Origin of the sequence: Dielma fastidiosa (assembly GCF_000313565.1) — a bacterium.
GTDB classification, from domain to species: domain Bacteria; phylum Bacillota_I; class Bacilli_A; order Erysipelotrichales; family Erysipelotrichaceae; genus Dielma; species Dielma fastidiosa.
Genome location: NZ_HE578925.1, coordinates 390,733 through 411,654, shown reverse-complemented (window position 1 = coordinate 411,654; position 20,922 = coordinate 390,733). Strand labels below are relative to the sequence as shown.

Here is a 20,922-nt window from a genome sequence, read left to right as displayed (position 1 = left end):
TTATAATTACAGGATGCCGAAGAAGCCTAAGACTAAACCGACAACCACAATGGCCATCATCACCCAAGTCGTGCTCTTGCCTTTGCGCAGCAGTCCGAATACGGCCAGTGTGCATACTAATGGCAGCATTTTAGGCAGAATCGCGTCAAGCGTTGATTGTAAAGAAATGGCAGCGTCACCAACATTATAAGTTAATTTAGTTGTAACATTCAGCCATGTAGCAGTTAAGCCGCCGACAACAAATAAGCCAAGAATCGTTGCCGCTTCCATCCATACTTTGATCTGCATGCTTTCCATCTTATCCATAAATTGATCAGCAAGATTATAGCCCATATGAACGCCCCAGTATTGCATACCAAAGTGAATCACATTCATAATGATAACAAATACCAATGGTGCGATGCCGTTGCCGCTCAATGCCAAGGAAGCACAGATACCGGCAGTAATTGGACGCAGGGTACTCCATAACAAGGAATCACCAATACCCGCCAGCGGTCCCATTAAGGCTCCCTTTACGGCTTGGATATTTTCTTCACTGATTTCATCGCCATTTGCCATTTTCTCTTCCATTGATGCCACGATACCAAAGATTGGCCCGCAGGTCCATGGATGTGAGTTAAAGTAACCGATATGACGTTTATAACCGGCAATTCTCTCTTCCTTTGTCGGATATAATTTATTGATGACAGGAATCATTGCCCATTCAAAGCCCAGTGCCTGCTGACGTTCAAAGTTAAAGGCGGATTGAATCGCATTTGAACGGATGAATAATTTATTTAAATCCTTTTTTGTTAAAGTAACTTTTTCTCCCATCTTACAGATCTCCTTCCGCTTTATTCAATTTATTAAATACATAGACTGCGCAGTATGCGATGCCGATGAAGGCTACACCCATTACGCCAAAGGCTGGAATATACGCTACCATCGCAAAACCGATAAAGAAATATCCCATATATTCTTTAGTGCTCAGATTATTCAGCAGCAGACCGAAACCTAAAGCCGGCAATAATGCGCCTACGGCACTGATCCCCGCCATGATGTTGGCAGGAATGCTGTTCATGATGTTGGTAACATATTCAGCGCCAAAATATAAACCTAAGAAAGTCGGAATGAAATAAGCTAAGAAATGCAAGCCATTGCCTAGCCACATCATCATTGAGATACCTTTCCAATCACCTTTATTGGCATAAGTATCAGCAGCATGCATGAAGAATGCGCAGGCAGCCTTGGCAAAGGTTTCAAAGGTACTGGCGACTACCGCAACCGGCAGCGCTACGACCATGGCACCCTCTAAACCAGTACCGCTCAAAATAGCCGCGGTTGTACCTAATGCACTGGCAATCGCTACGTTTGAAGGTACTGAGCCGCCAATGGCCTGAGCACCCATGAAGACAAGTTCTAATGAAGCTCCGACAAATAAGCCGGTGCCGAAATCACCTAAAATCAAACCGATGATTGGTCCTAAAACCAAAGGTCTCTCTAACTGGCAGTCACCTAATACTCTTCGCTGTAAATAGGCTAGGCCGGTAATTAAGCTAATAATAAAAGTTGTAGTAATACTCATATTTTACCTCCGTATAATTACGTCTATCAAAGAATTATCCTTGTCTTGTCAACCCCTGCTATCCTCCTCTTTTTCATTGTCTAATCCTTTGCTTAATCAAATCATAGCATTAATTTTTTAATATGTCCATACATTTATCATAATTACGCACAATAAATGTACGAATATTTGAAAACCCTTACTTAATTACAAATAAACCTATAAATTTAAGTGTAAATAGGTTAAAATAGATATATAAGTTTATGGAGGGAATATGAATACAACAAAGAAAACATCTAAAAAGCAAATCATTGAAAATTATTTGCTGACCGAAATCGTCAATGGGCATTTTAAAATCGGCGATCAAATCCCATCGGAATTAGAATTATCAAAGAAATTTAATTTTGGCCGGCAGACCGTTCACTCTGCCCTTTCTGATCTCGCACTGATGGGCATTATCGAAAGAACCCCCGGCAAAGGCTCATTTGTATCCCGGCATCCGGTTAACCGCAATATTCAAAAGAAAAAAAGCTTTACTGAGGATATGCAAAGTATCGGCATGGTTCCCGGCAGTCAGCTTTTAGAATTTAAAATTATTAAAGCAAAAGAAGTTCCTGAGGTGGCCAAAGAGCTTAAAATTGAAGCCAGTGAGGAACTATATGCATTAGTCCGGCTCAGAACCGGCAATAATACACCGATTGCCCTGCAGTATACGTATATTCCGCGTAAATTCATTGAGCATTTTGATTTAAGCGTTTTGGATAAATCACTGGAAAGCTATATTGAATCGCTGGGTTATGATATAACTGGCTTCTTGACAAGACTTCGGGCTATGGAAGGAAATGAGGATCAGCTGAGAATTCTGCAGACTACCAATCGGGCGATCCTGAACAGTATTTCGATTCGTTATGTTGATACTACGATTCCCTTCTATTACACATCTTCCTTTTATCGTTCCGATCTTTATGAATATACCTTTTCATCTTTTAATTAAGCAAAATAAAAGATTCATCATTTTATACGTGATGAATCTTTTTAATTTAAAATGGGATGAAGATACCCGCTATTGCCGCGAGGGCAATATAAATAACTGGATGCTTTTTGTATTTTACAAGCAGGATATATAAGATGGCAAAGCAAGCCAGCGCCGGCCAATTAAAAAACGCCAAAAGATCAGATCCCGCATGAAAGAGTGTGGACTGGATAACGTTCCATGCAGATGCCAGAATCAAGGCGGCAACAGCCGGCCGGATGCCGTAGAATGCGGATTGTACATACTTATTGTCTTTAAACTTATCCAAAACCTTGGCAATCGTGATGATCACTAAGAGCGCCGGCACAACGATGCCCATTGTGGCAGTGATGCCGCCGATGATACCCGCTGTATTATAACCGGCAAAGGTGGCCATATTTACACCGATTGGACCTGGTGTGCTTTCAGAGATAGCAATCATATCAATGAGCTGCACGCGGGTAAACCAATCATAACGATCCGCTAAATCATAGAGGAATGGCAGTGTTGCCAAACCGCCGCCGACGGAAAACAGACCAATCTTAAAGAATTCAAGAAATAATGTGATAAGTGTCATTATTGTTTATCCTTTCTGCTATGCAGCAAAATACCCAGGATTGCCGAAGTGACAACAACCGGTATCGGTGAAATCGAGGTGAACATTAAAACGAGGAAGACTAAAGCGAAAATAATGAAGGTAGCAAGATCAACAACGCCCTTTTTATACAGTGTTACCGTCGCATGAACAACCAATACACCCACCGCGATCCGCACGCCTGAGAAAGCCATCTGCACCATTGGATAAGCCATAATATTGCTTAAAAACATCGCGATGATTAAAATGATCACAATTGATGGAAACACCATGCCTAAGGCGGCAGCAATCGCACCGAATTCTTTTTTGCATTTATAACCGATAAAGATAGCGGTATTAACCGCGATAATGCCAGGTGTACACTGACTGATCGCATAATAATCCATAATCTCCTCATCGCTTGCCCATCCCCTGCTTTGTACGATTTCCTTCTGCAGAATAGGCAGCATCGCATAACCGCCCCCAAAGGTTACCGCGCCGATCCGTGCAAAGATAAGAAATAAATCTAGATATTCTTTCATATGTTTTTATCCTTTCAGCTTCTTATTTACCCGTATTATACTAAAATGTACGTACAATATCAATAATATATGTAAATATTTTAGAATTATCGGTTTTTAATTAGCATAGCGGCTTTTTAATCATTTATACAAAGAAAAAGACAGCACTTTTTCAGTACTGCCTTAGATAGCTTTAATTATTGAATCACTCGTTCAACGGTACGCACACTGTTGATTTTGCGCAGATTGGCGATCAGATTGCGCAGATGTTCCTTATCCTTGACTACAACGCTCATTTTAGTAGTGGCAGTCACTTTATCATCATCTACCTTTGAATCAACGTGAAGCAGACCCGCTTTGCATTGGGATACCACCGTCACAATATCACTCAGCAGATAATTGCGGTCGGTGGAATGAACAACAAGCTTAGCTTCATATTCCTTATTGTCAATCACATCTTCCCATTCAACATCAATGAGCCTTGTTTCATTAGCGATATTCGGACAGTCGGCACGATGTACCTTCACACCCTGCCCCTTTGAAATATAACCGACAATGGCATCACCAGGCACTGGGTTGCAGCAGGCAGCCAGCGATACTAAGATTGAATCAATACCGGCTACCTTAACGCCTGTCTTATTTAATGGATTGCGGCGCTTAGTTTCCTGACGGTTAAACATTTTAACGAGATCATCGTTACCCATCGTCGAGGTTTTATGCGTCAGCATCCGTTCAACACACGTTGAAGCAGACAGTGACTTCGTAGCTATTGCATAATACATATCATTCGGTGAAGCGTAGGTGAGGTTGCTTACCAAGGCTTCCAAATGTTTTTTATCCATGTAAAGTGCCGGGTCAAGATTACGCTTAATAAGTTCATCGCTCAGCATCTCGCGGCCTTTATCAACGTCCGCCTGCTTGCGGTCATTTTCCTGTTTAATGAAGAACTGACGGATCTTATTGCGGGCATGCGTAGACTTCACGATTTTCAGCCAGTCCTCGCTCGGTCCGGCAGACTGATTGCTGGTACGGATCGATACGACATCCCCGGTTTTCAAAACATAGTTCAACGGTACAATGCCGCCGTTAACACTGGCACCGATTGTTTTATGGCCGATTTCCGTATGAATACGGTAAGCAAAGTCAATCGGCGTTGAGCCATTAGGCAGTGCGATAACTCTGCCCTTCGGCGACATCACATAGACATTCGCTTCAAAAATATCCTTTTGCAGAAGATTCATATACTCCATGGCATCTTCACTGACACCCTCCCCTGTCATTACAGAGAATTCCTTCAGCCATGCCAGCTGTTCTTCAATTTCCTTCTGCGGAACTTCCTTGCCGCCGTTCAGCGACTCTTTATAGCGCCAATGCGCAGCAATACCCTTTTCAGCAATAGCGTCCATTTCTTCCGTTCGGATTTGAACCTCAAAGATATGGCCCTCATCAGCAACGATGGTCGTATGCAGCGACTGATACATATTCATCTTCGGCATGGCGATATAATCCTTAAACCTGCCTGGAATCGGCCGGTAGGTCGCATGAATATAACCGAGAATTTCGTAACAGCTCGTTTCATTATCGGTAATGATGCGAATCGCCAGCAGATCGAGGATTTCTTCAAACCGCTTATGCTTATTGGTCATCTTTTTATAAATACTGTAAAGATGCTTACTGCGGCCAAAGATACGGTATTGGATATGATGCTCATCAAGCAGCGCCGATATATCATTGATCATCAGCTTGACCTGTTCATCACGTTCAGCCTTGCGAACCTGAACCAAATGAGCAATCTCATAATATTTTTCCTTATTCAGATACATGAAGCTTAAATCTTCAAGCTCATTTTTGATTTCACTGATACCTAAGCGGTGCGCAATCGGTGCATATACCTCAAGCGTTTCGGCGGCAATCCGCTGCTGCTTCTCCTCTGTCATGTACTGAAGCGTACGCATATTATGCAGCCGGTCAACGAGCTTGATTAAAATAACTCTGACATCCTTCGCCATCGCGATGAAAATCTTACGATGATTGGCGGCTTGATATTCCTTTTCATCACGGAATTCAATATTACCGATCTTAGTAACACTTTCGACAAGATTTAATACATCTTCTCCAAACATCGCTTTGACTTCTTCATCACTGGTCTCACAGTCTTCAATCACGTCATGAAGCAGTCCAGCCGCTATGGTCTGCGGACCGCAGCGCAGGGTGGCAAGGATGTAGCCAACCTGAATTACATGAATGACATACGGCTCCCCGCTTTTTCTAAACTGACCTTCATGCATCTTATTGGCAAATTCATAAGCTCTCGTAATTAAATCGATATTTTCCGGTTTGACCATATATTTTTTAACTTCATTCATAATATCGTCAAACGTCGCTTTTTTATTTTCCATCCCTGTCACCTCACATTTCTATTTTGAAAAAAAGGGGAAGCCCCTTTTACTCGTAACTCATTAACGATTTAACATTATAACCTTTTAATGCTTCACGACCCTTTAAACCAGTTAATTCAATCAGGAAAGCACAGCCTACAACTTCCCCGCCCATTGCTTCCACAAGCTTGATCGTCGCATCAACAGTACCGCCAGTAGCCAGAAGGTCATCAATGATCAATACCTTCTGTCCCTTTTTAATTGAATCAGCATGCATATGCAGTTCATTGCTGCCATATTCTAAATCATATTTTAAAGAAACCGTCTCTCTTGGCAGTTTTCCTGGCTTGCGTACCGGCACAAAACCGATTTTCAATTCAGAAGATACCGGGCAGCCAAAGATAAAGCCTCTGGACTCAGGTCCTACGACTACTTCTGCGCCTACCTGACGGGCAAAGTCAATCAACTCATTGCACGCATAGGCAAAAGCTTCACCATCCGCCATTAAAGGTGTAATATCTCTAAATAAAATTCCTGCCTGCGGAAAATCAGGAATGGTTGCAATATAATTTTTTAAATCCATAAAAACTGCCTCCTTCAATATTCTACATTATATCAAAACTTAAGCGGCTTTGCATCAAGAAAATACAGATTCCATGACATTCATTGACACTGTGCGCCTGCCTCTGAAGCTGTTGATTGAAACATTTCCTATAAAACCAACTTCTGTACACTGACGATACTGCTCAGCGCCCGCGCCTTCATTAAATAAAATATACTCATTATTTAACTGACTGATAATCTTTAGATGCGCGTTGCCGCCCATGGTTTTCACTTCTTTAATCTGTACCTTTACTTCAAAAATCGGTGCTTCAAAGCCAGTGCCAAAAGGTCTTAAACAATTCAATGCATCAATGTTTTCCAATGTCAGCATGGTTTCATCTAACTTAATTGTGTTCAAAACCGGCTTTTCATATACAAAATCATGACTGTTTTCTTCAATATAATGACATACTTCTTCATAGGCTTCCTCTTTAAAGCTGATGCCCGCCGCCATCGCATGTCCGCCATAAGCCTCCAATAAATCTAAGCAGCCGTCAAAGAAGGTGGTCAGATCAAGACCCTCAACACTGCGGATACTGCCTTTATATAATCCGTCCTTATGCGCTAAAACCATAAAAGGCTTGTTTAGCTGATTTGCCAGCCGGCCGGCGACTAAACCTACAACCCCTTCATGGAATGTATCATCATGAACGATCTGAAAGAAGGCTTCACTCAGCTGGCGTTCAGAAATGCTGACCATTTCCATCGTAATCTGTTTGCGGATCTCATTCAATTCATTAATCTGAACAACCCCGCTGTCAATCAGCCGTTCATCATTGCTTAACAGATAACGCACCGTATTATTCGCCTTCGCACGGTCAGCCAAACGGCCGGTTACGTTTAATTTAGGAGCAATTTGAAAACCGATCGTCGTTTCATCACAGCGTTCAAACTGATTGTTTTTCAATCGATTGACGGCCGGATAACAGCCCTGATTCAAATATTTTAAACCAAGCCGAATCAGTGAGCGGGTTTCACCCCAGACCGGCATGCAGTCAGCAATCGCCGCCACACAGGCAAGAATGACCGCCTCCCGGCTCTCTTTCATCAGCATTCTGGCAATCAGACAGGCGACACCAGCACCGCTGAGCGTTTGAAACTTTGAATCCATCTTAAAAGGATGCACAAAGCAGTCACAAAGAATTTCACTTTCATCATAATTGTGATGATCAGTGAGAATCAAGGTTGCATTGGCTGCCCTGATTGCCTGCATCGCCTCAACGGCCTTTACCCCGTTATCTACGGTAATAAAATACTTATAGCCTTTTGCTAACGCATTGTTCACCGTGTTGACATTCAGCCCATAGCCTTCAGTTAAGCGATCAGGTATATAATAGCCGCATTCAATGCCCGCCTTTTTCAAAGCCATTACCAGTATCGCTGTCGCACAGATGCCATCCGCATCATAATCACCGCAGACCAGAATCTTTTCTTTTTCATCTTTTACCTTTTTCAAAATCCGGCCGCATTCTAGGATACCCTTTGCTTCATATGGATTTGATAAGACAGGCTCATTAAATATTTCATTCAGTTTTTCTTCATCAAGATCATATGCGTCTAATACGATCTTTACTAATTCATTGTTTATTTTCATAAATACCTCTGGTTCTATTCTAACACAAAAGAAAAAACATTCATTTCTGAATGCCTGAACTTTCGAATAAATCACTGAATTCATCCAAACTCATCTGCGCTCCCAGTACGACTGCCTGATTAGACAGGAAGGCAACAACCTCATTGACATTTAATTTTAAGATGTCATCAACAGCTTCACTTAAAGTCTTAGGCGTATGAAGAGACCATATAAAGCCGAATAAAGTATCTCTGACTTGCTTGGCGGTAAGCGACTCGAGATATTCACGGCGCAGCTGATTTGTTTTAATCGCGATTGCTAAATCAATCTGTGAATTTTGCTGAAGATCAAACTTCTCCATTCAAGCCCCTCCAATCATACTTGTCTATTATATAGCATATACTCATAAATGTGGAGTGGTAATTTTGAAAAATAAAATAATTCAATCAACAATTCTTTTAATCATCTTTTCAGTGATTGCTAAGGTACTGTCCTTTTTTGTAAGAATTTATCTGGCCCGGACGCTGAGTGCGGATGCGATGAATATCTATTCCCTGGCATCACCAACGCTGGTTTTCATTATTACCATTGCCCAAATGGGAATTCCGGCCGCTTTATCAAAAGTGATCGCGCAGAGTAAATCCTCAGCATCAGCACTGCTGACCAGCATCATCCTTTCACTTGTGAATAATATTATTGTTATCACATTATTTATGCTGCTGATCCCTTTTTTAGCGCAGATCATCTTAAAGGATGCTCAAATAATTCCAGTCATGAAAGCGATGCTGCCAATGATTCCGATGGTGACGCTGTCCGGCTTGCTTAAAGGGTATCTGCAGGGCAAGCAGGAACATGTCAGCGCCTGTGCTTCCCAAATGTTTGAGGAAATCTTCCGCATTATTTATCTATTGATCAGTTTTACCAACGCGCCAGTTATGACGCCGGTAAGAATGGCCGAAATTGCAATGCTCAGCGTATTTGTCGGTGAATGCGGTTCTTCACTCTATATGTTTATCTTCTGCATGATTAAAAGGACGGCCGCTTTTCCGGTTAACGAATTGATCTTAAAGCTGAATAGGGCCAGCTTTGATGAGATACTGCGGGTATCGATTCCAATGACTTCCTCAAGATTAATCGGCTCACTGACCTTTTTTCTTGAACCGATGCTGATGGTGCTCAGTGTCAGCAATGCATCGTCAATCGTTGCCACTTATGGACAGTTAAACGGCTATGTGCTGCCGATCTTAACGATGCCCTCATTCATTACTGTCACCTTGGCCAACACGCTGCTGCCCTCTTTTACGTATGAGACAAGCCATGGCAACCGCAAGCGCGGTATGAAAATCTTCAATGTTATTTTCTGGATCTGTCTGCTGATCGGTTTCAGCTGCTCGGCCATTTCCTTCTTTTTTACCGATCAATGCCTTAATCTGTTTTATCACAATACATTGGGCTCCTCTTATTTAAAATCATTGGCATGGCCATTTGCCTTCTATGCTTTGCAGCCGGTTTTATCCAGCATGCTGCACGCGTTTGGACAAAGTAAAAAGGCGATGATCGATACCCTGAGCGGGTCTGTCATTCGCCTCTTGATCATTACCTTTTTAACACCTGTATTAAATGAAGCAGCGCTGCCGCTGGCATTGACTGCCTCCATGCTGATTACTACTTTCATGCATGCAATCAGAGTTAGTTTTTACTTGTGGAAGGAGCCTTCTTCAGCATAAAATAACCATTTTTCTGATAGAGACAGATAAAGCAATCTTCAATCTTATCAATCCCATTTGCCTTACAGAGCTTTAATAACTCGGCTTCATTAACACCTAAGGTATCCATGACCTCATGATGCATAACGCCATCCTGAATCAAAGGAAAAGGATATTTCATATGATTGCAGTTGGCTGGCAGTACAGAAAGTGAACCGCTGTTTTCAAGAATCGCAAAAGCAACTTCTTCCGGGGTGCCGATATTCTTATCCCGCAATTGGGTCATCAAATCATCGATACTGTAACGCTCCTTGCGCATGGCTTTTTGATTAATTACGCCATGATCAATCAGAATTACCGGTTTGCCATCAACAAAGTCGCGGACTTTTTGAAAGCGCAATAGTATCTGCGATAAAAGAATCTGCAGAAAGGCCAAGGTAAATAAAGGCACCAGTGCTTTAAAGATGGAATCATCAGCTTCAGTGATGGATAATGCCAGTAATTCTGACATAACTAAATAGATAACGATATCAAAAACACTTAATTCGCCGACTTCACGCTTGCCCATTAAGCGCAGGGCAAAAATAATAACAAAATAAAAGAAGAAACACTTCCAGATTAAGGTGAAATATTCGCTCATAAACGTCCTCCCAGCATAAATTGATTTTTCTTTTCATATCCTACAATGAGGTGAATCATGAAACAAAAAGCAATAACTATTTCAATTTCATTTGGCATCCTGCTTGGATCTACATTTTTATTATCGCTGATTTTTGCACTCTTATTCCATTTTGGCCTTTTTTCACCAAAAAGCATGAAGCTTACATCACTGATTCTTGGTTGTTTATGCTATCTTGGTGCCGGATCAATAATCGGTATCAAAATTAACCGCAAGCCTTTCCTCTATGCATTGGAGGCAGCGGCGGTTCTGCTCATCATATTATTGCTGATCAGTGAGAAAGCGTTCTTTCCGATTCTTGGCGTAATATTAAAGTGCTGCTGTCTGTGTATCGGCTGTATTTTGGGAATGATTATCAGTAACCGATAAAGAAAAAAGATCTTTTTAGTCATCAAAACCAAAAAGATCTTTTTGATAGGAAATACCAAGATGCTCATATGCCTTAGGTGTCGCAACACGGCCGCGCGGTGTACGGTTAATAAAACCGATCTGCAGCAAATACGGTTCATAGACATCCTCAAGTGTCATGGCTTCTTCACCGATAGAAGCAGCGATTGCCTCAAGTCCTACCGGGCCGCCGCTGAAGCGTTCAATAATGCCTCTAAGATATTGATGATCGACATGATCTAGGCCAAGATGATCAACCTTTAAACGATCCAAAGCCATAGCGGCAATCTTTTGATCGATGATGCCATTATTCATCACCTGTGCAAAATCACGGACGCGGCGGAACAGCCGATTAGCAATACGCGGTGTACCGCGGCTGCGGCGGGCTATTTCTAATACAGCTTGTTCATCAATAGCATTGCCCATCACCCGGCTTGTTCGTCGAACGATCTGTGACAGATCCTCCAAATCATAAAATTGCAGCTGGGAAACGATCCCAAAGCGGTCACGCAAAGGGGCTGTCAGATCACCGGCACGTGTTGTCGCGCCGACTAAGGTAAAAGGCGGCAGATTCAATCGAATTGTACGCACCGTTGATTCCTTGCCGACGACGATATCGATGCAGAAGTCCTCCATCGCCGGATAAAGAATTTCCTCTACTGCTTTTGGCAGCCGGTGAATCTCATCAATAAATAAAACATCACCTGGCTGAAGCGTTGACAGAATCGCTGCCAGATCACCGCCCTTTTCAATGGAAGGACCGCTGGCTGTACGAATCTGGGTTCCCATTTCATTTGCCAAAATATAAGAAAGCGTCGTCTTGCCTAAACCCGGCGGACCATAAAGCAGAACATGATCCAACGCTTCATTCCGCTGCAGCGCCGCCTGAATAAATATTGTCAGATTCTGTTTCAGATCCTTTTGGCCGATATATTCATCCAACGTTTTAGGCCGCAGTGACGCATCTTCATCAAAACTGCTTTCTTCAGCTGATACTAATCTTTCTTCCATAAGTCTCTCACTTTCTGTTTGCCAGCAGATTCAGTGATAAACGGATTGCCTCATCACTGCCTGCATATTCCATGGCTGACACCTGTTTTAATACCTTATTGATTTCACTTTGTTTATATCCCAATGCCAACAAAGCGTCATTCGCATCCTGCAGGCTGTCACTGAGCACTTCTTTTTTACCGCCCAGTTCGCTTTCTACGACAACTAATTTATTCTTCAGATCCAATACGATCTGCTGGGCTGTTTTAGCGCCGATGCCTGGCATTGATTTAAGATAAGCCACATCATTTTGTTCGATGGCTTCAACCAATCGGGCCGCTGAGCTGACACTAAGAATGTTTACCGCGGTTTTAGGGCCTAAACCCTTTACCTCAATCAATCTGAGAAACAGCTCATATTCCTCCCATTTAGCAAAACCAAACAACAGGATTGCATCCTCACGAACATGCTGATAAGTAAATAAGGTTACCTCACTGCCATACTGAAAGCTTTGCGGATTCGGTGTGAAAATCTGATACCCGATGCCGTTGTTATCTAAAATTACATAGTCTTTTAAGGTTCTGAATACGATTCCTTTCACAAATGCTATCATGCTATCACCTGCCTTATTATATCATGAAACTAGGTGCCTTTACAGTCTATCTTTGTCCCAATATGAAAAGGCGCATTCCACGCCTTATAGTAATTCTTTGAAGCTTTTTATCAGCCTTGCCGCATTTTCCTTCAATAAATGCTGGTCATCATGAGAACTGGCATCATAAACACCTATCGTCTGCATACCGGCAGCGGCCGCACTGCAGATGGCTGTATTCAAATCATCATAGACAATGCACATATTTGGCTCAGCGTTCATCAGCTTAGCGCATTGAGTAAAAAAAGCCGATTTATCCTTACCGATACCAAGCTCATGAGTAGTTATGATGCGTTCAAAATAATGCAGCACATGCAGTCTTTTTAAAGCGGCTGACGCAAATTGGACATCACAGGAAGTTGCCACGATCATTCGATCCTGCCGCTGATGAATGAGCTTTAAATAATCAGCCGCAAATGGCTTAAGCTGCAGTTCATGCTCATAACTGGCCTTTGCCATCGCCGCCCATTCAGCCATCATCACTGCCGGGGCTTTATCGATATGAAAGGTCTTGATAAAATAATCGGCACATTCACGGTTGGTCATGTTCTTAATCACATCCAGCTGTTCATCTGTATAAGTAATGTGATGCATCGCCAAATAACGATGATCTATATCACGCCACAAATGCATAGAATCAAGCAAGGTGCCATCCATATCAAAAATATGCAGAAAACTCATAGATCGATTTCCAATTCAACGGGACAATGATCACTGCCGACAATATCCGTATGAATTTTCGCATCCTTAACCGCATCCTTTAAGCAATCTGAAATCACAAAATAATCAATTCGCCATCCGGCATTATTCTTACGCGCGTTGAAGCGATAACTCCACCAAGAATATTCAACCTTGTCCGGATAAAGATAGCGATATGTATCAATAAATCCAGCCGCCAGCAATTCGCTGAATTTATTTCTTTCCTGATCAGAGAAACCAGCATTCTGACGATTGCTTGATGGATTCTTCAAATCGATTTCCTGATGAGCAACATTAAGATCCCCACATAAAATAACTGGTTTCTTACTTTCCAGCTGTTTTAAATAAGCGCGGAAGGCATCTTCCCAAACCATGCGGTAATCAAGACGGGCAAGCTTTTCCTTTGAGTTTGGCGTGTAACAGTCCACCAGATAGAATTTCTCATATTCACAGGTAATTACCCTGCCCTCATGATCGTGTTCTTCAATACCGATTCCATAGCTTACAGAAAGCGGCTCCTGCTTAGTAAAAACGATCGTTCCCGAATACCCTTTCTTTTCAGCACTATTCATATAAATGTGATAGCCATCTGCCGCAAAGTCATGCTGACCCTCCTGCATTTTAGATTCCTGAATGGAAAAAATATCAGCATCTAACTCTTTCATCACATCGTAAAAACCCTTCGTTACACAGGCGCGAAGCCCATTGACATTCCAACTGACTAATTTCATAACAAAACCTCCAAGTAATGATTTTATTATACTATAAAGTACAGTGAAATAGGTACTAAATGCTCATTGAGTTATAGGTTTATCATTAACATTTTGAGCACTGCATAAGATTAACTGCAAACATTATTGTAAAACCTCAACAATCCTCATAGCCTCCAAATCCAAGTCACTTGTCAGCTGTCCGTTCGCTTTATCATAAATGAATACCGCTGCGGGATAATAGACAAATTCACTGCCGTTGTCATAACCCTTTAAATCACGCCGAATCGCTTTTACTTCGATTTTTGCCTCATCTTCATCAATGATATAACCGTTAATTGTTCCACGCATCATCTGAATTTGATGATTGATTAAATAGGCTGAATAACCGCTTAGATTAAATTGCGGCATCGCTTGTTGGTAATTAGAAGGATATGTGTATTTCCCTTCATATAAGCCATTACTTTGGTAAACATTTACTATGGGCAAAGCAGGATCTAGTAAACCGCTTTTGGTATCTACTGCGTCATGAGCCGCCTCCACCATAATAAGTTCACCATCTTCCTTTTGTTTTATTTTAAATGTCCAATGCGTAAATCGATCTTGATTAGCAAGCAATGCTTCCCCATACGATATTCCTTCATAATAATTGAATTCTGAACGTTTTAATGGTTTCCAATTCTGATCATAAATCAGGATGCGCGGCTGATCGTTCAGCATGATTGGTTCAGTATAGAAAGCTAGTGCGTCAACAAATATAAAATCATTTTCAACGCTTTGCTGAGTGACAAGAATCTGCCAGTTTTCATATCTAAATACATTATCATGAGGTATTTCATAACAATCATATTTTTCAATATAGCCTGCTAACCTCATTTCAGCTTCAGTAAATGTCTGTGCGGTTACTTCCTTTAGATGCGCACGGAATTCATCACCCGGCATAATTCGTGTTTGATCAGACAACGAATAACCCCAATCCATCACTATCGTCTCACCATCTTTTTCATAACAATTGCTGGTAATTGGTATTGTTGGATAATTAAGCATGATAAACTGATAAGCCTCGCCAATATCATGAAAAGTACCATTAAAACTTCCTGTTATAAAAACTGAAGATAAAGCTTTGCGCAGCGGATCAGTTTCATCAAAGGTAAATTTATTATCTATAATCAGATCACCGCCGATGTTTAATTGAGGATAAACTTCATCTTGATTGATTAGATAAGGCGTATTGGCTGATGCCTCAGCAAATTGATTTTCATAAGCACCCACTTCTCCTGGTCCTTTTAAACTCACGCCCAGATTAATAAAATCAAAATAATTTTCAAATGTTTTTTGAAATTCATTGGAAAAAGATATGAAATACTCAGTATTGGAAGCATCACACATTATAAAACTTGGATTGTTTAAACCAATCGCGAGCCGGCAATTAATTTCTTCGTTATCCTGAGTAAGCAATTTTACATCGGCATGAATCTTTTTATCTTGATTATAATAATCCGGAAAGTATTGATTAAAACTTATGGGTTCAGCGATATCAAACAGTTTAAAGAAATCACTGATTTTTTCAGGATCAGCAATGGTTTCAGCTTTTTTTCGATTGCCTATTGATAATTCAAAGGTAAGTTCATCATACTCATATCTTCGGATATCATTAAATAAATCCAAGGTTTGCTGGTCAAAATCATTTTTTATACAATCCTCTAACGATGTCTCTGATTTTTCATCGTTCTGATTCTCAATATCACTGTCACTTGATGTTGCATTAAGCTGAATGTTTTCATCATTAGAAATATCTTTCGTATCCTGCGGATCATCAATTTTCTCATTCTGATGCTGACAGCCGCATAGAATAAGCAGTAAACACAGCATTATTTTCCTCATGTCAATTCCCCCTTATCGACGGCAGTTATCGATATTAAAATCATGATATAAACGATAATCTTCTGTAATACCGAATTGGTCAAGATAACCAAAAGTGATGGCTGAACCATTAAAATCGGTAAGCTCATGGGTAATTTTATCATAACGATAGCCGCTGATTGGCTCATCGTTTAACTTAGTTTTATCTAATTCAGCAATATATGCCTGTTGATCGTCTTCATAAGCTTTTAATTTATATTTATCCTTTTGATAATTGCTGTGATAATATAATTGTTCATTAACCTCTCTGGCAAGCGTACCGCTGAGATTGAATTGTGGAATTGGTGTCCAATCATTATCTGAGACTTTATAGACATTGATGATTGGCTTACTGGAATCAATAACCTGCATTACATCCCGCTCATTCAATGTTTCTATGGACACAATCGAGTAGGTTCCATCAGCATGAGCTTTTAATTTAATTCCAAGCTGCAATAAATCATCCTTAAAAACATTTAGAAGCTCATCAAGCTTATTGAGGGATAAATTAATCGTTGAAGCATCAATTAAAGAGTAATCCTGACGATAGAGGAAGCAGTCAGTTCTGCCTTTCTGAACATTATCTTTTATCTCAGTATAAGCCACTGATGCTTCAATTATAGCAATACCCTCCCGTTCATGCTGATCATTGATCCTCATGATCCAGCCTGTATAATCATTAGATACTGCACCGTCAGCATAAACATAGTACACATATAGATCCTCATGCTTAATATATTGTCCGCTCACAAACCATTGCGGTGAATAGTACCATGAAGTAGATTCATCAAAGCTTGATTCACGGTCAAATAATTCACGATAAGCAGCCCTGAATTGCTCGCCGCTCATGATTGTAGAGTTTGCAGGAATCGGCTCGGCTAAGTGAATGGTTTTTTCCTCATCACCATCAAGATAATGAATTTCATCACTGGTAACCGTCAAATCGGGATATATTGCGTGTATGTTCGGATAGTTTTTCATGATATAAATAAATAGTTCAAAAGAGGGTTCTGGCGGGATTGGCACACTGCCTAAATTGATAATTGCATTCATTGCCTTATCAAAAGAATCTAAATCATTGTCATAGTTTAAATCTTTTTTCTGTAGATAAAAATTATTCGCTTGCCAATCATCAATTTTAAATGCCTTTCCACTGTCGTAGATATTCGGTGTATCGGCATTTGCCCAGATCCATTTACCCATTAATTCATTTGATTTCGGTTGGGTATCTACATAAACAAAATCAAAAAAAGAGTATAAGTTAAAATCTGCGCCTAAATCAATCAGATAATCTTTAGAATTATCTTTAATTCTCAGCACATGAGGTACAATGGCATAAAGGGTAAATTGAGAGGTTTCACCCATCGCATCCACCGCACTGATGATGAAGAAGGAATTGGCAGCATCCAGTTCTTGAATGGTTCTGCCGGGGCCATAATAATTCAAATCAACGATTGCCGATTCAATCAAATCAAAGAGTTCGGTTAGCTTATCGGCATTATCAAATTCAACACTGTTCATCATGCCACTGTTAAAATAACTGAAAGCAGTTGAGACATATTCTTTATTTGCAAGCTGCTGATAAAGCTCTGCTGTCCTTTGATCCGTATCATTTTCAATCAATTCGGTCAGTGAGCTGCCATATTTCATGACCGGCTGACTTTTCTCTTTAGCACAGCCAATCAATAATAAGGATAAACATAGGATCATTTTTAATGTTTTCATACTTCCCCCTAACGCACTTTACTATATTCAAGATATTCCTTAAATGTTTTTATGCCATATACAAACCCCTGTTGATCATGGAGCTGTTTTGTTGTTAGATCATAGATATATTCATGCTTCACTATCAGCGCCTTGTTACTTGGGGTATTATAATCATTTTCCGCATAACATCGCAGAATCGCTTGTTGATCATTTATTTCTATTTCATAGCCAGCATATTCTGATGTATTCTTAATATAATTATTCACTTTGTAAGCAGCACTGCCACTTAGATTGAACTGTGGAACAGCCTGTTTATAACTCGGGATTAAGCATGAATCTTGTGCATCACGATAAACCATAATAATGGGCTGAGATGGATCATTCAGCTCTACTCTTTCAAGAACTTCATTAAAAATCTTGGCTGACAGCAAAGCATACGTATCATCCTCACGGTGCAGGATATGCAAAGTTACCTGTTTAAAATCTTCCTTATTCGCAAGGACACATTCCTTCAGCGATTCTTCATTACAGTTTTGCGTATCGGCATGCTTGAGTCTTGAGCCATCCGCCTTGTAAATAACAGTATGTGTCCCTGAATCCCAATCATTTTTCTCATTTAATTCTGTTTCGCTGTAAAACAGCAGGGCCGATACTTCTATTTCATTACCGGTTTCATTCTTTTCATCAATTAAAAGATTGTAGCCGGAATATCCCGGCATTACGATACCTGCCGCAATGTGACTGTAAAAGTACATATCCGCGCCATGAATATAACCATAGGTTGTACCTAAATCTGTCAGTGACCAGCTCTGTGATTCATCAAAGGGTGCATCACAATTAAACAATTCAAAGTAGCGATTGCGAAATACATCTCCCTTTATCAAACGGCTGTCAGCGCCAATTTCAATATCGGATTGAAAATTTTTTACTTCGCCATTTTCTAGATAACTGATATCAGTAATCATGTTATAGGAATTATCCATAGTTATATTATACGGCGTAGTCTTAAATATGAACTTAAACGTATTTTCCTCAGGCTGATTGGTAAATTCACCGGTATAGAAAAAACTATATATGGCAAGGTCAAAATTGCTTGGTTCATCACGCCAATAAAAACCTATAAAATCACGGTAACAATCCTCATCGCTGAAATAATAAGCATTATCTTCAGGCATCAGAATCGGTGAATGAATTGTTGCCCTTACTAAGTTAAAATCTGAATATTCATTGATATCGGAATTCTTTTGAATCCAGCGGCTGGCAATTTTCATGTTTAAGTCATGATTTTCAATTTTTCTTTGATTTGAATTAATTGATACTGAACAGCCGCCAATAAACAGTGCAAGCAAAAGCAGCAGTTTCCACATGACAATCCCCCTTTTCGATTTAGTAGTATTGCTTCCAAGCTAAAATCTTCTCTGCATTAATAAATGCCTGAGTCGTTTTATCGTAAGTATAAGAAGCCTTCACAAAATATAGATACTGATACTTGAATGGCAATAAATAGCGGTCGATAGCCTTTACGGTTACTTGTTTACCATCATTTTCGACTATGAAGCCGCGGACTGAAGAACTGCTGTCGGCAATTTCTTGATTAATCAGATAAGCATCCAATCCCGATATTGTAAACTGCGGCATCAAATATAAATCACTTGATGATATACGACCCATTGGTTTCTTTACAATTTCAATCATTGATTCATTCATGATATAAGGTTCATTTTGATTGAGGCACGACGCTGATAGAAAAGCATAGCTGCCATCCTCTCGATGCAGCAATTTTACCTCCCATTGTAAAAAACGGTCACGATGATCCAAAAGAAAATTTCTGAGCGGTAAGCCTTCTGCCCACCCTAACTCCGCAATGCTTACCGGCTGCCAATCTTTATCATAAAGCTTGGCATAATTATCATTGCCAATCCAATCATAGTTTGTATAAAAATCAAGCAGCTTGATATTAACCATCGAATCATTTTCCAACACATCTTCAATCAGCAGATTCCAGCCAGCATATCCGCCTACAGCACCCAAGCAATAGCACGCATAATAATAGAGATCATGATCTGCAAAGTAGCCATAACCGTCACGGCCCAAAGCACCGCTGTGATATGACTTTGATTCATCCCAATTGAACTCCTGATTGAATAATTGACGATATGCGGATCGGAAAACTTCACCATTCATCAGAATACTGTACCCGGCAATCGGCCGATCTAAACTGATTGTTTCTTCGACGCCATCACGCATAAAAGTTATTTCAGAAAGAGCTTCCACATCACCGCCGATGATGCGTTCTGATTCATGATTCAGGATAATATATCGAAATATTCCCTCATCAAAAGAAGGCGCTGACGACATTTCTCCAGTATAGAATAACATCGCTAAAATCCGATTAAGATCATTTGGGTTTTGACCATACGTATCACTGTGTGATTTTCTGATTAACCCCTCGGATAAGCTTAGATTCTCTTTGAATAGATATGCTGTTCTATCATATTCTGCTGTTATATCGGTTTCATTAATAAATTGTTTTTCATAATTATCAGCATCATCAGCATCTACATCGTTTCCTAATTTCAGAAATTGAAAATAATTATACATCGGCTCATCCAATGCCGATTTAAAATGAATCTGATATTCATCCGTATTATCCATTAATATCAGCAATGGGTCAGCTTCATTAAAAATATACTGACAATGAATATGCTGATTCATCGCATTAGATGCGATAAGATCAATTTTTAAGTCATTATCCTTTACCGTTTGTGATTCATTAAGGGCAATGATTTCACCATTTTTCAAAAGACTGAAAAATCGAGTGATTTGATTTATATCAAAGCTCTGCACCTGTGTCTGCTGGTCAGCAAAGACAGCTGTGAATACCGCATTATCATAACGGCTTGAGACCATTTCATCAAATAAATCAGCCGCTCTTTGATCGCGTTCATCATGAATTAACGCATCCAGCATTGCTTTATAATCTATTTTCTCATTATCCGCTGATGGCGCGATAATGGTTTCATTATTATTTTCAATTTCACTGTTTGTTGCGGTTTCTTCCGGCAGCTTGTGACTTTCACTGATAGATGGGTCTTCGTATTTTGTACAGCCTGATAAGATTAGGCATAAAACGAGAAACAGTTTTTTCATAAAAATGCCCCTTTCTCCATGTACATACATAGATTGTTTTAAATATTATCGTCAAGCCCAATAATCCTCTCTTTAATTATAATATACGATTTCTACCCATTATTTACAAGAAAAATTCCTTGATAATAAAAACTCC

General features: G+C 40.2%; 20 protein-coding genes. 3 read left to right on the top strand and 17 right to left on the bottom strand.

All coding sequences use genetic code 11. From position 1 onward, the window contains the following. Positions 1-6: 6 nt before the first annotated feature. Both DAHG_RS07760 and DAHG_RS19070 read right to left on the bottom strand, forming a co-directional pair. Complete coding sequence (locus DAHG_RS07760) at positions 7-813, bottom strand: PTS system mannose/fructose/sorbose family transporter subunit IID (RefSeq protein WP_022937776.1); 807 nt, start codon at positions 811-813, stop codon at positions 7-9. Between the two features lies 1 nt (position 814). Further along, positions 815-1,564 carry a PTS mannose/fructose/sorbose/N-acetylgalactosamine transporter subunit IIC gene (locus DAHG_RS19070; RefSeq protein ID WP_022937775.1) on the bottom strand — a complete coding sequence of 250 codons (750 nt, stop codon included), beginning with the start codon at positions 1,562-1,564 and terminating at the stop codon, positions 815-817. Between the two features lie 253 nt (positions 1,565-1,817). Here DAHG_RS19070 and DAHG_RS07750 point away from each other — a divergent pair, with 253 nt between their 5' ends. Beyond that, entirely contained in the window at positions 1,818-2,537 is a 720-nt protein-coding gene (locus tag DAHG_RS07750) for a GntR family transcriptional regulator (protein ID WP_022937774.1), read from the top strand. A 46-nt stretch (positions 2,538-2,583) separates the two neighbouring features. Here DAHG_RS07750 and DAHG_RS07745 read toward each other — a convergent pair whose 3' ends face one another. From DAHG_RS07745 to DAHG_RS07720, 6 genes are all read right to left on the bottom strand, one after another. Next, on the bottom strand, positions 2,584-3,132 hold the full coding sequence (locus DAHG_RS07745) for a chromate transporter (RefSeq protein ID WP_022937773.1): 549 nt from the start codon (positions 3,130-3,132) through the stop codon (positions 2,584-2,586). Further along, entirely contained in the window at positions 3,132-3,671 is a 540-nt protein-coding gene (locus DAHG_RS07740) for a chromate transporter (protein WP_022937772.1), read from the bottom strand. The genes DAHG_RS07745 and DAHG_RS07740 overlap by 1 nt, the downstream gene beginning before the upstream one ends. A 176-nt stretch (positions 3,672-3,847) precedes the next feature. Continuing rightward, positions 3,848-6,049, bottom strand: coding sequence for a RelA/SpoT family protein (locus tag DAHG_RS07735; RefSeq protein WP_022937771.1), 2,202 nt, complete (start codon positions 6,047-6,049; stop codon positions 3,848-3,850). A 46-nt stretch (positions 6,050-6,095) separates the two neighbouring features. Continuing rightward, positions 6,096-6,611: an adenine phosphoribosyltransferase gene (locus tag DAHG_RS07730; RefSeq protein WP_022937770.1), complete on the bottom strand. Its 516-nt coding sequence runs from the start codon at positions 6,609-6,611 to the stop codon at positions 6,096-6,098. A gap of 54 nt (positions 6,612-6,665) precedes the next feature. Then, positions 6,666-8,225, bottom strand: a complete 1,560-nt coding sequence (locus tag DAHG_RS07725) for a single-stranded-DNA-specific exonuclease RecJ (RefSeq protein ID WP_022937769.1) — start codon at positions 8,223-8,225, stop codon at positions 6,666-6,668. Between the two features lie 40 nt (positions 8,226-8,265). Continuing rightward, the gene (locus tag DAHG_RS07720; RefSeq protein WP_022937768.1) at positions 8,266-8,565 is read right to left on the bottom strand and encodes a post-transcriptional regulator; all 300 of its coding nucleotides are present in this window, start codon (positions 8,563-8,565) and stop codon (positions 8,266-8,268) included. 64 nt (positions 8,566-8,629) lie between these two features. Between DAHG_RS07720 and DAHG_RS07715 the strand changes: the two genes are divergently transcribed. Next, entirely contained in the window at positions 8,630-9,931 is a 1,302-nt protein-coding gene (locus tag DAHG_RS07715; protein WP_022937767.1) for an oligosaccharide flippase family protein, read from the top strand. Here the strand turns inward: DAHG_RS07715 and DAHG_RS07710 are convergent. Next, the gene (locus DAHG_RS07710) at positions 9,894-10,550 is read right to left on the bottom strand and encodes a DUF421 domain-containing protein (RefSeq protein WP_022937766.1); all 657 of its coding nucleotides are present in this window, start codon (positions 10,548-10,550) and stop codon (positions 9,894-9,896) included. The two genes, DAHG_RS07715 and DAHG_RS07710, sit on opposite strands and share 38 nt — an antisense overlap. A 57-nt stretch (positions 10,551-10,607) precedes the next feature. Here DAHG_RS07710 and DAHG_RS07705 point away from each other — a divergent pair, with 57 nt between their 5' ends. Then, positions 10,608-10,958: a DUF3792 family protein gene (locus DAHG_RS07705; protein ID WP_022937765.1), complete on the top strand. Its 351-nt coding sequence runs from the start codon at positions 10,608-10,610 to the stop codon at positions 10,956-10,958. Positions 10,959-10,973: 15 nt separating this feature from the next. On the opposite strand, the gene ruvB is transcribed toward DAHG_RS07705, so the two are convergent. The 8 genes from ruvB to DAHG_RS07665 form a co-directional block, all read right to left on the bottom strand. Then, positions 10,974-11,987 carry a Holliday junction branch migration DNA helicase RuvB gene (gene ruvB, locus DAHG_RS07700; RefSeq protein ID WP_022937764.1) on the bottom strand — a complete coding sequence of 338 codons (1,014 nt, stop codon included), beginning with the start codon at positions 11,985-11,987 and terminating at the stop codon, positions 10,974-10,976. Positions 11,988-11,994: 7 nt separating this feature from the next. Next, positions 11,995-12,579, bottom strand: a complete 585-nt coding sequence (gene ruvA, locus DAHG_RS07695; RefSeq protein ID WP_022937763.1) for a Holliday junction branch migration protein RuvA — start codon at positions 12,577-12,579, stop codon at positions 11,995-11,997. An 84-nt stretch (positions 12,580-12,663) separates the two neighbouring features. After that, on the bottom strand, positions 12,664-13,299 hold the full coding sequence (locus tag DAHG_RS07690; protein ID WP_022937762.1) for an HAD family hydrolase: 636 nt from the start codon (positions 13,297-13,299) through the stop codon (positions 12,664-12,666). Continuing rightward, positions 13,296-14,048, bottom strand: coding sequence for an exodeoxyribonuclease III (locus DAHG_RS07685; RefSeq protein WP_022937761.1), 753 nt, complete (start codon positions 14,046-14,048; stop codon positions 13,296-13,298). Before DAHG_RS07685 ends, DAHG_RS07690 begins: the two co-directional genes overlap by 4 nt. A 123-nt stretch (positions 14,049-14,171) precedes the next feature. Then, positions 14,172-15,911 carry a hypothetical protein gene (locus DAHG_RS07680; protein WP_146211932.1) on the bottom strand — a complete coding sequence of 580 codons (1,740 nt, stop codon included), beginning with the start codon at positions 15,909-15,911 and terminating at the stop codon, positions 14,172-14,174. Between the two features lie 12 nt (positions 15,912-15,923). Next, the gene (locus DAHG_RS07675) at positions 15,924-17,654 is read right to left on the bottom strand and encodes a hypothetical protein (protein ID WP_022937759.1); all 1,731 of its coding nucleotides are present in this window, start codon (positions 17,652-17,654) and stop codon (positions 15,924-15,926) included. Between the two features lie 8 nt (positions 17,655-17,662). After that, positions 17,663-19,003 (bottom strand): hypothetical protein, encoded by a 1,341-nt coding sequence (locus DAHG_RS07670; RefSeq protein WP_022937758.1) that lies wholly within the window; start codon positions 19,001-19,003, stop codon positions 17,663-17,665. A 19-nt stretch (positions 19,004-19,022) separates the two neighbouring features. Continuing rightward, on the bottom strand, positions 19,023-20,786 hold the full coding sequence (locus DAHG_RS07665; protein ID WP_022937757.1) for a hypothetical protein: 1,764 nt from the start codon (positions 20,784-20,786) through the stop codon (positions 19,023-19,025). Between the last annotated feature and the right edge of the window lie 136 nt (positions 20,787-20,922).